Origin of the sequence: Prosthecobacter sp. SYSU 5D2 (assembly GCF_039655865.1) — a bacterium.
Taxonomy (GTDB): Bacteria; Verrucomicrobiota; Verrucomicrobiia; order Verrucomicrobiales; family Verrucomicrobiaceae; genus Prosthecobacter.
In genome coordinates this window covers 551,912-565,055 of the sequence record NZ_JBBYXL010000003.1, presented here as the reverse complement: position 1 = coordinate 565,055, position 13,144 = coordinate 551,912, and the positions used below count along the sequence as shown (strand labels likewise).

Below are 13,144 nucleotides of genomic sequence, written 5' to 3'. Positions count from 1 at the left end.
CGCGATGATCACCAGGTGACGTGCCAGTGAATTCAAATCAGGGCTCAAAACCGCTCTCGGAGAAGATGACCGTGCCAGTATCCGTTGTCCCCACAAACAGTGCGCTGCCAAACTCATGCCGCTGGGTGATCACCCCTCGGAAGGGTTTCTTGCGGCCCGTGCCCGGATCAATAAAACTACCGGACATCTTGCCATTCGCCGGGGCGATCTTCACCTGCACGTTCGCCGGGTTCGGACCTGTGGCCACCAGCTTGTTGTTTGTGTCCCAGGTGAAGGTGGCCGTGATCGGTGCCGCCAGGTTCCCGTTCGTAATGCGGACGATGACCTGGCCGTTGGGGTTTTCCACTTCGAAGACGCGGTTTCCTTTCGTGGGTCTTCCATAGCGCGACCCGGTCAGATCCACGTCAGCGGTGAAGCCTGCAGCATACAGGCCCTTGGTCTGCGCAGGTTTATACCACCTCAGCGTGCTGTTTGCCGCCAGATTTCCGTCCACCGGGTCGGTGGGATCCTCCAGGGTCACCAGGCCGCCGAGGCTGCCGCGCTCATTCAGTGTGGCGCGATAGATTCCATTGTAGAGCGGGAAGGTGCCGTCTGCGGCCAGGAAGGCGGAAGCCGTGAAGGACTGGTTGTCACTCAGCTTGCCGACCACACGCACCTTGCCCACCTTGCTGATGTTGAAGGTCAGGTAGCCGTTGCCCTGCGGCACACCGGGGCCGTTCACAGGATTCAGCACCACATTGTATTTGCCAAAATGCGGCGTCTGGTTGGACCTGATGTTATACGGGTTGCGTTTCGCCACCACGGTGGAGCGGAAACCGTCCACCATCACCGCTCCCTCCACCGCACCACGGAACGGATTGATCTCCAGTTCGATGCTCACCGGGGTGAGCCGCGCACGTTTGACATTAACCACCGCATTGCCCTCACCGTCAAACCGGCCTTTGAAGCGGTATTTCAGCCCGCTCAACTGGAGCGTCCCGGTGAAGGAAAGGCGCTTGTTCACCTTCATCGTCAGCATCCCCGTGTTGCCGTTGGTGGGGGTAATGTTGTCCACCAGGCCATTGTATGTGCCCAGTGTGGCGGAGGCAAAGTCCTCCACAAACACCGTGGCCGTATCGCTGAATTCTCCATCCGTGATCGTATAGGTAAATGAATCCGTGCCCCGGTAATTGCGCCCTGGGGTGTACACCAGCGTATTGTCAGGGCCTTCAGTGACAGTACCGCTCTGGCCCTGGCTGAATTCAGAGATGGTCAGGGGATCGCCTTCCGCATCTGTATCATTGTCCAGCACCGCCGCTGTCGTCGCGTTGCCCTGCGGATAAATGAAATCATTATTGGCCACAGGAGCTGTGTTAGGCGTATCGGGCGGCACCGCCGTCGTAGTAAAAGTAGCATCGCTGCCCCGGCTGATGGCCACATTGTTGGCTGCCACCAGGCGGAAGTGGTAAAGCGTGTTTGGCATCAGGCCGCTGGCCGTGCCGGAGACCGCGATAGGCGCATCACCCACAAGCAGAGGGACGGGCAGGGTGCTGCTGCCATAGGCCGCCGTTCTCCCATACTCAAAGTAATACAGCGTCAGCGACTCGTTGGGATTCACCGTCCCGTTCAGCGTGGCACTGGTGGTGGTGATGTCCGTGGCGGCACCCGTCACGGCCACAGGTGCCTCCGTAGCCGGAAGTGCTGGCAAGGTCTCCAGGATGATGGTGATCGTCTCCGTGACGTCGCCCAGCAGGTTGTCCACCACGGCCTGCACCGTATAGACGGTACCAGGAATCAAACCCTCCAGGTCAACGCCCAAATCCGTCACACCCGCCACGCCGACGACCACTTCGGAACCCTGGTTGCCGTTTTCGTCCTCATAGTTGACCGTCACCGTGCCGGTAAACAGTTCCGGCAGTTCGACGTTCACTTTCGCCCCGCTGCTGCCGATATCCACAGTGGCCAGATCCAGCAGCGGCGTGCCGCCCAGCGGCAGCGTTTCAAGTACCTCGTCTGCACTCTGCAGGACTCCGCCCAGCAGGCTCGTCGCCACCGCTCTGACCGTGTAGGCAGTGTCAGGTAGCAGATTGTTGAGCCTGACAGGCAGCGTCAGATCCACCAGATCCAGGGCATTCACATTCAGCCTGACGACCTCGTCCGTCGTGCCATTCTCGTCCGTGAAGATCAACTTGACCTTTCCTATAAACAGCGACGGCAGCTTCACCTCCACATCAGCGCCCGTCTGGCTGACATCTACAATCACAAGATCCTCCAGCGTACCTTGTGCACGGGCGGAAGGGGGCGAAGATAGCAAACCAAAGCCTAGTAATAAGGCTAGAAGATATTTAATGATGCAGGGCTGAAAAAAGCCTTTCTGGCAGAGCCGATCATTTACAGATGGGGTATCGTTTAGTGACGTTTTCATGATATGCTAGGGGTGAACTGGATCGTGGTACTAAGGGCGATCCTGTGATTGTGATTCGCGCCCAATTTGCCAATCAGATTTATTATTTTTTCAAATAAGGCGACCTTATTATAAAAACTGTGTTTTGCGCGGCCCGCCAGAATCCAAGGATTGAGAAGCCACGCTGATTTGAGCCTAAGGAAGAGCGGAGATAAGGTGCCAAGCGCCAGACCACGGAGGGAAGAGATGCGAAGACCGTCTTGAAAAATAATGTAAGATAGTATAAACAATAAGCCTGCATCTCCGCCGCCAGACCCATCTGAAATTCCATAGAAATGAGGAATGTATGAAAAGCGGAAGCCAGAAACACCAAACCTCCTGTCTTCCTGCTTTCCTCATTCAAACCGCTTTAACTCTGCCTCCTCTGCCTCTTTGCGGCCAATCCGACTCCTCTTTCGCCTTCTTTTCCGCAAGGATGGCACGTTCCTGGCGTTAACCCCTTTAGCAGACGTATCTTCCTGAGCCCCAAACGGTCCCGGTTTGATCTGCTTCGTATGACGTTCCCCCCCTCACGTTTTTTCTTTCTCTCCTTCCTGCTAGGCACTTCCGGCGTGGTCGCCGCCGTTCCTGCGCCTGTCACCGCCTTCCTGGACCGCCATTGCATGGACTGTCATGATGCGGACATGAAGAAGGCAGGACTGGACCTCACGGCGCTGAAGTTTGACCTCACGGACCCGGACGCTTTTCACAAGTGGGAGCGCGTTTTTCAGCGGGTGGAGTCTGGCGAGATGCCGCCGCCTAAAAAGGAACAGCCATCCAAAGCGGAGGCGGTTGCCTTTCTAAAAGACCTCGGCCAGCCGATGATCGTCGCGGATCAGAAGGACATCGAGGAGAATGGCCGCGTTCGCAGCCGGCGGCTCACGCGCACGGAGTATGAAAACACGGTGCATGATCTGCTGGGCATTGACCTGCCGCTGAAGGACTTCCTGCCGGATGAGCGCGGAGCCCATGGTTTTGAGACGGTGGCGGAGGCCCAGCAGCTTTCCCATCACCAGCTCGCCCGTTACCTGGATGTCGCCGACCTCGCCCTCACGGAGGCCTTTGGCCGCGCCCTGGAAGGCGACCAGGTTTTCAAAAAATACTTTGCCCCCAAGGAACTGGTCAAAAATGACCGGGGCAACTATCGCGGCCCAGAGCATCGCAAAGAGGAAAGCATCTCCTGGCCCATTGGCCTGCAGTTTACCGGTCGCATGCCCGCAACGGCTGTGCCTGACGATGGGTGGTATCGCGTCACCTTCAAAGGGGTGCGTGCCATCAATCCGGATGCCAGCGGCCTCGTCTGGGGCACCTTGCGCTCTGGCCGCTGCGTCTCTTCCAACCCCATGCTGTACATGGCGGGGCTGGTCGAAGCCGCCGTCAAACCGCGCGACATCGTTTTTGAAACCTGGATGTACAAGGACCACATGCTGGAGCTGCGGCCCAATGACTTCAATCTTCGCCGTCCGCCCACCGGGGCCAAAGGCGGCAACATCTCCTATGCAGGCCGCGATCTGGAAAAGGACGGTTTCTCCGGCATCGCCCATCGTGGCATTCACATGGAGCGCATCTATCCCATGGGCGACCGCGCCACCGTTCGCCGAAATCTCTTTGGTACTGGCGAGTTCAAAAAACTTGAGGATGATGCCCCGGCCACCTTGGACCGTCTTATCGCCCAGTTCGCCCGGCGGGCCTTCCGCCGCAACGTGACCACGGAGCAACTGGCCCCTTATCGCAGCATTGGCCGCCAGATGCTGACCGAAGAAGCCTCCCTTCCTGAGGCCCTTCATGCCAGCTACCGCGCCATCCTTTGCTCGCCGCGTTTCCTCACGTTCATTGAGGCCCCTGGGCCGCTGGATGATTTTTCCATCGCCTCCCGCCTGAGCTATGCGCTGTGGATTTCCATGCCGGACAGCGAGCTGATGAAACTCGCCACCGCAGGCGAGCTGAAAAAGCCCGAAGTCATCGCCCAGCAGGTTGATCGTTTGTTAGACCACCGCAAATCCCGCCGCTTCATCCGCAGCTTCACGGACCAGTGGCTGAAGCTGAAGGAGATTGATTTCACCTCCCCGGACACCCGCCAGTTTCCGACCTTTGATCCCGTCGTCCAGGAATCCATGGTGCAGGAAACCCGTGCTTACTTCACCGAGATGCTGACCAAAAATCTCGGCATCTCGCACCTCGTGGATTCAGACTTTGTCATGCTCAATGGCCGCCTGGCCAAGCACTACGGCAGCAAGCAGCCGCTCCAGCCTGGAAAAGGTTTTCAGAAAGTCTCCTTGTCCAAATCCGACCTCGCCGGACGCGGCGGCCTCGTCACCCAGGGTGCCATTTTGAAAGTCACCGCCGACGGCACCCACACCTCCCCCGTCGTGCGTGGCGTGTTCATCAATGAGCGCATCCTTGGCCAGCACATCCCGCCGCCGCCACCGGGCATTCCCGCCATCGAGCCGGACATCCGCGGCGCCACCAGCATCCGCGACCAGTTGGAAAAACACCGCGACTCCGCCTCCTGCGCTTCCTGCCACATGACCATTGATCCTCCCGGCTTTGCGCTGGAGAACTACGACCCGGTCGGTCTCTTCCGCAAAGGCTACGGAAAGAGCGGCAAAGGTGCCAAGGTGGACCCCTCCGGCATCACTCCGGATGGCGACCCTTTCGCCGACCTCATCAGCTGGAAGCAGATCTATACCCGCCGCAGCGACCAGCTCACCGAAGGTTTCGCCCGTCAGTTCCTCACCTATTCCACCGGCGCTCCCGTCCGCTTTAGCGAGGCCCCGCTGATGGACGAAATCGTCGCCGAATCTGGAAAATCAGGCCACGGCCTCCGTTCTATTATCAAGGCCGCGCTCACCAGCCCCGTCTTCCTGCGCAAGTAACCCCCCCGAACTCAGCATGAAAAACGTCCATTTTAACTTCGGTTCCCGGCTTTCCCGCCGCGCCCTTCTGCGTGGTGCAGGTGTCTCTTTGAGCCTGCCCTTGCTGGAGGCCATGACGCCCGCCTTTGCTGCGCCTGCGCAGACCCAGACCGCCAAACGTTTCGTCGGCGTCAGCCTCTCACTAGGCCTGCACAATCCCAACCTGGTACCGGAAAACGCAGGCCGGGATTACAAGCCCTCGCGTTATCTGAAGCAGCTCACGGATCTGCGCAATGACTTCACGGTTGTGTCCGGTTCCTCGCATCCAGGCGTGACTGGCGGTCATACGGCGGAAGGCAGCATTTTTTCCGCCTGCCCGAACCAGCGCGGCGCCACCTCGCGCAACACCATCTCGCTGGACCAGCTCATGGCCAAGCACCTGGGCCATGAAACGCGCTTCCCGTCCATGGTTCTCAACACCGCCGGCATGACCAGCCCTTCTTATACCGAAAACGGCTCCATGATCCCGCCTGAAAACAGCCCCATGAAGCTGTTTGCCAAACTTTTTGTTAACGATACTCCTGCCGAGCAGGACCGCCAGGCCGAGCTCATCCGCCGCGGCCACAGCGTCATGGACATCGTCGGTGCCGAATCCCGCAGCCTCATGCGCGAAGTCGGCGCGGGCGACCGCGACAAACTGGACGCCTGGTTCACCAGCGTGCGGGAGCTGGAGCAGCGCCTGGTGGCGAATGAAGAATGGATCCGCCGGCCCAAGCCCGCCGTTAGCATGAAGCCGCCCACCCAGGTGCCGCGCGACAATGAGACCATCGTCCAGCGCATCTTTCTGGACATCATCCACCTGGCCCTCAGCACGGATTCCACGCGTTTTGTCACACTTCATGTTAGCGGTAACAACGTCACCGGCCTGGAAGGCGTGGATGAAAGCTACCACGGCCTCAGCCACCACGGCATGGACGATGAAAAGCTCGAGCAGCTTGCCATCGTCGAGAATGCCGTCATCGGCGAGTGGGGCCAGTTCCTCCGCAAGCTGAAGAGCGACAAGCTGCTGGATGAAACCATGGTCATGCTGACGTCCAACTTGGGCAATGCCTCCTCCCACGACAACAAAAACATGCCCGTTCTCTTTGCCGGTGGCGGGTTCAAGCACGGCCAGCACCTCGCCTTCGACCAGAAGAACAACTATCCTCTCCCCAACCTCTATGTCAGCGCTCTCCAGCGCCTCGGTCTGGAAGAGGAGAAGTTCGCCACCAGCTCCAGCACCATGACGGGGCTGGATGCTTGAGGTGGCTCACTTGGTCAGATCATAACAAATCACGTCGCCGTTGTTGTTCTTGCATAGCAGATGGCGGTGGCTCAGGACGGGCTGGCACCAGGCCTTCGCAGGCAGGGCCTGCACGCGGGAAAGGATGTCCAGTTTGTCAGCCTGCACCTTGGCCAGCACGAGCTCGCCCAGGTTGGTGAGCAGGAGGGCGTGGCCGTCATCGGTCAGGAGGCCGGTGCCTTTGGGGATCTCTTTGTCCTGCCAGCGCATCTGGCCGCTGGACAGGTCCACCAGCCGCAGGTCATTGCCGCCGCGAAGGGCATCGTTAAAGGCCAGTACATTCTGGCCCCAAGGCATGCCGCTGTGGAAGAGCAGGCCCAGGTCCTTGTCCGTCCAGCGTTCCACCAGGCCTTCATGCTTCCAGTCCAGCGCACGGGCGCCCATGTTGCCGGTATGGCTGATGAAGATCAGGCCGTCCACCACGATGGGCGTGGCGCAGTTGCAGTAGTCACGGGTGGTCGTCTCATGGGCGGCGTACAATTTGCCGTTAACCGGGGAGCGGAGTTCCAGGGCCTCGCCTTTAAAAAGGACCAGGGCATCGTGCCCGGCATGCTGGGTGATGAAGGGCGTGCTGTAGCCGGCTTCGCCATCGCCTGTCTGCCAGACGGTCTCGCCGGTATTCGCATCCAGGCAGGTGGTGGACTTGCCCTGGCCGCCGATGTCCAGATAGACCTTGCCGGCGATGACTGCGGGGCTGCCGCCATAACCATACACCGGGCGCTTGCCACCCAGGTCTTTGATCAGGTGCTTCTGCCACACGGGCGTGCCCGTCTTCATGTCCAGGCAGACGAGGTCGCCTTCGCGGCTGAGCGCATAGGCCTTGCCGCCGGTGATGGCCGGTGTGGCGGCGGGACCGTAGGGGACAATGCTCATCTCATGGCTCTTGGTGGGCACGTCCATGACATGCTTCCAGAGGACTTTGCCGGTCTTCAGTTCCAGGCACCACACGGTGTCCTTGTCCTGGCCGTCGTTGCTGGCGGTGACCACCTGGTCACCCACCACGGCAAAGCTGGCCAGGCCCAGGCCGAGATGATCCCGCCAGGCGACGGGCGGGCCGTCGGCGGGCCAGTCGGTCAGAAAGCCCACCTCGGAGGTGGTGCTATTACCACGCGGGCCCTGGTAGCCGGGCCAGTCGCTTTCGGCGGCAGGCAGGTTTTCCGGCCAGGTGGGCGTGGGGCCCAGGGGCAGCTTGGTGGCAGGGGCTGCTTCGGCGGTTTCAATCGGGGCGGAGTCCTTGGCGGGCAGCTCGATGATTTCCGGGGAGGCCTTTTCACCCTTCCGGCTCTCACCGCCGAGGGCGATGAGCTTGCCAGGGCCGGCAGGAAGCAGGCGGTGGAAGAAGCGTGGATACTTCAACTTGGCCACGGGCACCCAGGCATCGCCGCGCAGCTCCAGCAGATCTCCGGGCAAACCGCTGGCGAAGAGACGTCCTTCATGGGCGATGGCGCTGAAGCCGAAGCCGCCCAGCTTGTCGCCGGGGAGGGCCGGGCCAGTGCTCCACTCGCCGGTTTTGGTGTCCAGGACATTGACGTGAGTGACGGTTTCTTCCTCGTCATTCATGCCGCCGATGGCATAGAGCCGGCCGCCCACGGCCTGTACGGCCAGGGCGCGGCGCTTGAAGGGCTGCGGGTGCGTCTGCCAGGTGGCATCGGGCTTGGACAGGTCCAGCGTCAGGTAGGTGCCGTGCCAGACGGGGTCAATGGACTTTACCGTGCCACCGCCGAGGGACCAGCCGCCGACGACGTAGAGGGTGTTGCCGATGACGGTGCTGTCATGGCTGGAGCGGCGCTCGGTGAATTTCGGCAGCTCGGTCCAGGTGCCTTTTTCCAGGTCGTAGCTGGTGGTCGTCTCGCTGGACCAGAGGTCCTGCTTTTCGGTCTTGCTGTTCTGCGCCGCCATGCCGCCGATGCGGAGAATGCGGTCCGGCAGGGCGATGAGGGAAGCGCCCTGGGCGGGCTCGCTGCTGCCCAGTTTCTTCCATTCTGTCATGCCTTCCTTCCAAAGGTAGAGGTCGCCATTGACATCCTCTTTGTTATACTTGTGGCGGGTTCCGGCATGGCCGCCATAGATATAGACATGGCCTTCCGGGGTGGCGGCGGCGCCAAAGCTGGCCACCGGGGCGGGCAGGTGCGGCGGCGGAGGGGACGCGGCGGCCAGCGCCGTGCTGAGCAGGACTAACAGGAAGGATTTTTTCATGGTCATGGTTTTAGTATGTACGTATCTGGGGATCAATGTGTGCGGGTGTTCGTGAGGTGGGAGATCCATTTGCTGGGGGAGACCCCCTTCTCCTCCTGGAAAGCGCGGCTGAAGTGCGAGAAGCTGCTGTAGCCGACCTCCAAGGCTGCTTCGGAGACATTGCAGCGCCCGCTGGCGATGAGCTCTGCCGCGCGCTCGATGCGGGTGCGGCGGATCCAGAGCATGAGCGGAATGCCATTCACCTGGGCAAAGGTGCGGCTCAGGTAATGCGGGCTGCATCCCGCCTCGGCCGCCAGGGATTCGAGGTCATGGTTTTCATCCAGGTGGCGGAGGATCTGGTTTTTCACCCGCTCGATGCGGTCGTGCGAGGCGCGCTGGGAGCGCGACAGCAGGGCGGGAGACTCATTCAGGCTCTCGCCGGAGGAGAACAGAACCCGCAAGAGAAAGTCCGCCAGGCGGGCGGTGTCCAGCATGCGGCGCACGGCATCGCTGATGCAGGACATCATGAGGCTGCGCGCCCAGATCAGGTCCTCCGGACTCAGGGCCCGCACCTGCACCCCGAGGGTGGGAAAAGGGCTCGTCACCAGGCGGCGGACGGCATCCGGGACCTGGCCCATCACCTCGCGCAGGTACTCCGTCAGCCAGGCGTCCGGGTAAACCAAAGTCAGGCACTCGTGGCGGTCGCGGGTCAGGGTACGGGCCGCCGTTTTGGCACCGCGGCAGCAGACCAGGCTTTGTGGTTTGATGCTCATGCCGCGCCCGTTGGCCAGGGTGAGCAGGCCTTCACCGTGAAAATTGAGGTGGAAACAGAGCGCGTCCGGGTTAAGCGCTTCATGCCAGGGACTGCTGCCCGCGCTGGATCGCTGGCTGGTATTCCAGAGCCAGGTGGGCGGAGTAGATGACGGTGCGGGAGGCATTTTAAAATGCGATTCATTCTCAGTGCCGCCGTTAATCACTCGGGTTTGAACGCCAAGCTTGCTCTCATTTGCTGCGGATTGGCGGTGGTTTGCGAAAACGCAATCAAGCGACAGTTCAAGACACGCTGAGAGAAGCGCAGGAGGTCAGTGAGGAGTTAATGAGACGCAGGTTCAACACCCGGTTCCTGCCCTCTCGACTCCACAAACTCTATGACCAAACACTTCGCCTCCCGTGTGGCCGCCCTCTTTTTGGGATGTTGCACCCTCTCCAGCCTGGCCACTGATTTCACGATGGACCAGCTCTCCGCCATGGCGGAGCCGTCCACCCGGCTGCAAGCCAACACCACTTATTTTGGCTGGGACAACTTTGAAGATCCCGCCCCCGGCACCTTCCTCAACGATACCACCCCAGATATTGGGGATACCGGAATCGCGGGTGTGAGGTTCGAGACCACCAACGGCCAGCTTCACCGCGCAGCGAGCACTGGGAATTTCTACAGCGGCTCCAGCTCCGCCACGGCGGAGATCGCCGAGCGCGTGACCGTGGCCACGAACGGCACCGTGGGGGCCGAGGGGACCACGACCATCATCGCGCAGCTTGTCGCGAGCAGCGGCAATTTCATCAGCCAGTGGACCTTTGAAAACATCAACGACGTGGCTCCGCAGGTCATTCACGGCGTCAATGCCCTGGGCCGTGGCCAGGTGTGGGTGAAGTGGGTGGTGCCAGGCAATGCGGCCACCTATGAATTCACCATCGGCGGTGTGCCACATGCCATGTTTGGCAATGCCCACATGTCCTTCGACAAGATCGCCATTGATACCTATTGGGGGCCTGAGGCGCAGGAAGACACGATGATCCTGGAGGAGCCGGCGGCGATTGCCTTTAATTTGGACCAGGCCACGGGCATTGTGGCACCGAGCAGCCGTGGCACCGCAGGCACGACGTGGTTTGGCTGGGACGGCTTCGGCACGCCCGGAGTGACCGCGCCCATTGATGACAGCACGCCTGATATCGGCAACTACGCAGGCACCCAGGCCCGGTTCCGCACCACGAACAGCGAGATCCATCAGTTCGCCGGTGGCAGCAATCTTTACATCCTCAGCGGCACCCTGGCGGAAGAGATCACCGTGCCCACCAGCGGCGTGGTGGGTGAGGCCGGATTCACCACCATCTTCCTGCAGATCGCCTCAGCAACGAGCGGCATGGGTGGCGGCAGCTTTGCGGGCGAAATCACCGCCACAATTGACGATGTGCCACCGACGATGGTCGTCCAGGGCGGCGCTGCCAATACCGCGCAGTATTGGGCCAAGTGGGAGATTCCTGGCAACGAGGCCACCTATGTCATCGCCATCTCCGGTCCGGAAGGCCAGGCGCATTTCAGCTTCGACAAGGTGGTCGTGGACACCAAATTCAGCCCCTACGGTTACGTGGCGGACAGCATGAAATTGAAGACCGTGGAGATCACCACGGAGACGCTGGCGGATGCGGTCAAAGGCCAGCTTTACAACGTGCAGCTTGAGGCTGAAGGCGGCACCCTGCCTCACTCCTGGAGCCTGGCGGATGAATCCGAACTGCCTGCCGGTCTGACCCTCAGCAGCAGCGGTGTCATCAGCGGCACGCCCACGACTTTGGAAGAGGTGACCTTCACCGTCATCGCCCAGGATGCAGAGGAATATGAGGCTGAAAAAACCTACACGCTGGCCGTGGTTTCCGGCATTGAGATTGTCACGGCGGAACTGCCGGTGGGCGTCATTGGCCGGGAGTATTCCGTGCAGCTTGAAGCCGTGGACGGTCTGGCCCCCTATGAATGGTCCGTGACGGAAGGCACTCTGCCTGCCGGTCTAACATTGAGTGCTGCCGGTCTGCTCACCGGCACGCCGACTGCAGAGACAACCGCCTCCCTGACCTTCACCGTCACGGATGCGGAGGAATCCACCCAAAGCCGGGTGATCGAGCTGACGGTCTCACCGTCTCTCCTGTTGCCGGTCATGAACCCTGTGGCGTTCGGCGCGACCACCGTCGGCGCAGACTTTGCCTACACCGTTTCTGCGGCCAACTATCCCAAGCAGTTCAATGTCAGCGGCCTGCCCGCCGGACTGAAAGTGGACCGCGCCACCGGCATCATCAGTGGCCGCGCTTCCCTGGCCGGTGTTTATCTGGTGCAGGTCAGCGCCGCGAACACCACCGGCACCAGTGCCGTGGTCAGCGCGCCTTTGGTCGTCACCGCCCTGCCTGCCACGCAGGTGGGCACCTTCACCGGTCTCATCGCCCGGGATGCCACGGCCAATGCCGGTCTGGGCAGCCAGTTCACCCTCACCACGACGGGGAAAGGCAGCTTCACAGTGAAGGTGAAATCGGGTTCCGCAACGAAGTCCGCCAAGGGCTTCCTGGCATCCGCCGCACCCCAGGTGCAGGTGGCGGTGAACGGCATTGACCTGGCCCTGACGCTGGATGCTGAAACCGGCCTGGTCAGCGGCACCTATGGAGCGGCCGCTGTGAACGGCTGGCTGAACGTCTGGGACAAAAAGCTGAACCCGCCGAGCAGCCGCGAAGGTTTCTACAGCGTCATTTTGGACCTGGCGGATGAAGACGATCTCGGCGCGGCCGCCATCCCTCAGGGCGTGGGTTATGCCACCTTCACCATCCTGCCCGCCGGCACGGTGAAGATCATCGGCAAATCCGCCGACGGCCAGACCCTCACGTCCTCCACAACGATGGGCCCCCATGGTGAACTGGCGCTCTATGCCACCCAGTATGCGAATAAAGGCACGATGCTCGGTACCCTGACGGTGGATGAGGACGAAGACGGCCTGTTCATGGGCAATGACGTCAGCGGCTCCCTAACCTGGCTGAAACCCGCCGGCAAAGGCCGCGTGTATGCGGCAGGCTTTGGTCCGGTGGATCTGGTGGCCGAAGGCGGCTACCTGGGCACCGCCACCAAGCGCCCGGTCGTCCTTGGCCTGCCCGCCACCGGCAGCTTCAGCATGGCCTTCGAAGGAGCCGGCGTGGAAGCCTCCGCGACCAATCCGGATGTGACCGGTGCTCTCTGGACAGAGAAGTACAAGGCGGACTTCAGCGATGCGGTGAATGCAGGCAAGGTGACCCTCAAGGTCAACAAGGCCACCGGCGCCGTCACCGGCAGCCTGACATTGACCGAGACCACTCCGCCGCTGGTACGCAAGGGCGTCAAGTTCATGGGCCAGGTGGTGCGGATGAGCGACGGGCAGATCAAAGCGGCCGGTTACTTCCTGCTGCCCCAGATCGCCACGGACGGCCAGAAGCCGAACGCCACGCCCATCCTCTCCGGCGTCTTCCAGATCAGCCAGCCGTTGGTCCCCTGATTCTGATTCCATTCCCATTCTGACGACATCCAGCATGCACCTTTCCAAACTTCATTCCTCCCTCAGGTCA

General features: G+C 61.1%; 6 protein-coding genes. 3 read left to right on the top strand and 3 right to left on the bottom strand.

Annotated elements, in window-relative coordinates; translation table 11 throughout:
* Nucleotides 1–37: 37 nt before the first annotated feature.
* Complete coding sequence (locus WJU23_RS07350) at nt 38–2,293, bottom strand: Ig-like domain-containing protein (protein WP_346331895.1); 2,256 nt, start codon at nt 2,291–2,293, stop codon at nt 38–40.
* A gap of 644 nt (nt 2,294–2,937) precedes the next feature.
* Here WJU23_RS07350 and WJU23_RS07345 point away from each other — a divergent pair.
* The gene (locus WJU23_RS07345; RefSeq protein WP_346331894.1) at nt 2,938–5,298 is read left to right on the top strand and encodes a DUF1592 domain-containing protein; all 2,361 of its coding nucleotides are present in this window, start codon (nt 2,938–2,940) and stop codon (nt 5,296–5,298) included.
* A gap of 16 nt (nt 5,299–5,314) precedes the next feature.
* Complete coding sequence (locus tag WJU23_RS07340) at nt 5,315–6,580, top strand: DUF1552 domain-containing protein (protein WP_346331893.1); 1,266 nt, start codon at nt 5,315–5,317, stop codon at nt 6,578–6,580.
* Nucleotides 6,581–6,586: 6 nt separating this feature from the next.
* Here the strand turns inward: WJU23_RS07340 and WJU23_RS07335 are convergent, their stop codons facing one another.
* Nucleotides 6,587–8,815: a PQQ-binding-like beta-propeller repeat protein gene (locus WJU23_RS07335; RefSeq protein ID WP_346331892.1), complete on the bottom strand. Its 2,229-nt coding sequence runs from the start codon at nt 8,813–8,815 to the stop codon at nt 6,587–6,589.
* Nucleotides 8,816–8,847: 32 nt separating this feature from the next.
* The gene (locus WJU23_RS07330; protein WP_346331891.1) at nt 8,848–9,732 is read right to left on the bottom strand and encodes an AraC family transcriptional regulator; all 885 of its coding nucleotides are present in this window, start codon (nt 9,730–9,732) and stop codon (nt 8,848–8,850) included.
* Between the two features lie 210 nt (nt 9,733–9,942).
* On the opposite strand from WJU23_RS07330, the gene WJU23_RS07325 reads away from it, so the two are divergent.
* Nucleotides 9,943–13,074 (top strand): Ig domain-containing protein, encoded by a 3,132-nt coding sequence (locus WJU23_RS07325; protein WP_346331890.1) that lies wholly within the window; start codon nt 9,943–9,945, stop codon nt 13,072–13,074.
* Nucleotides 13,075–13,144 lie beyond the last annotated feature (70 nt).

Coding starts and splice junctions, on each gene's coding strand:
- WJU23_RS07325 (WP_346331890.1), top strand. CDS start 9,943: ATGACCAAACACTTCGCCTCCCGTGTGGCCGCCCTCTTTTTGGGATGT.
- WJU23_RS07335 (WP_346331892.1), bottom strand. CDS start 8,815: ATGAAAAAATCCTTCCTGTTAGTCCTGCTCAGCACGGCGCTGGCCGCC.
- WJU23_RS07330 (WP_346331891.1), bottom strand. CDS start 9,732: ATGCCTCCCGCACCGTCATCTACTCCGCCCACCTGGCTCTGGAATACC.
- WJU23_RS07340 (WP_346331893.1), top strand. CDS start 5,315: ATGAAAAACGTCCATTTTAACTTCGGTTCCCGGCTTTCCCGCCGCGCC.
- WJU23_RS07345 (WP_346331894.1), top strand. CDS start 2,938: ATGACGTTCCCCCCCTCACGTTTTTTCTTTCTCTCCTTCCTGCTAGGC.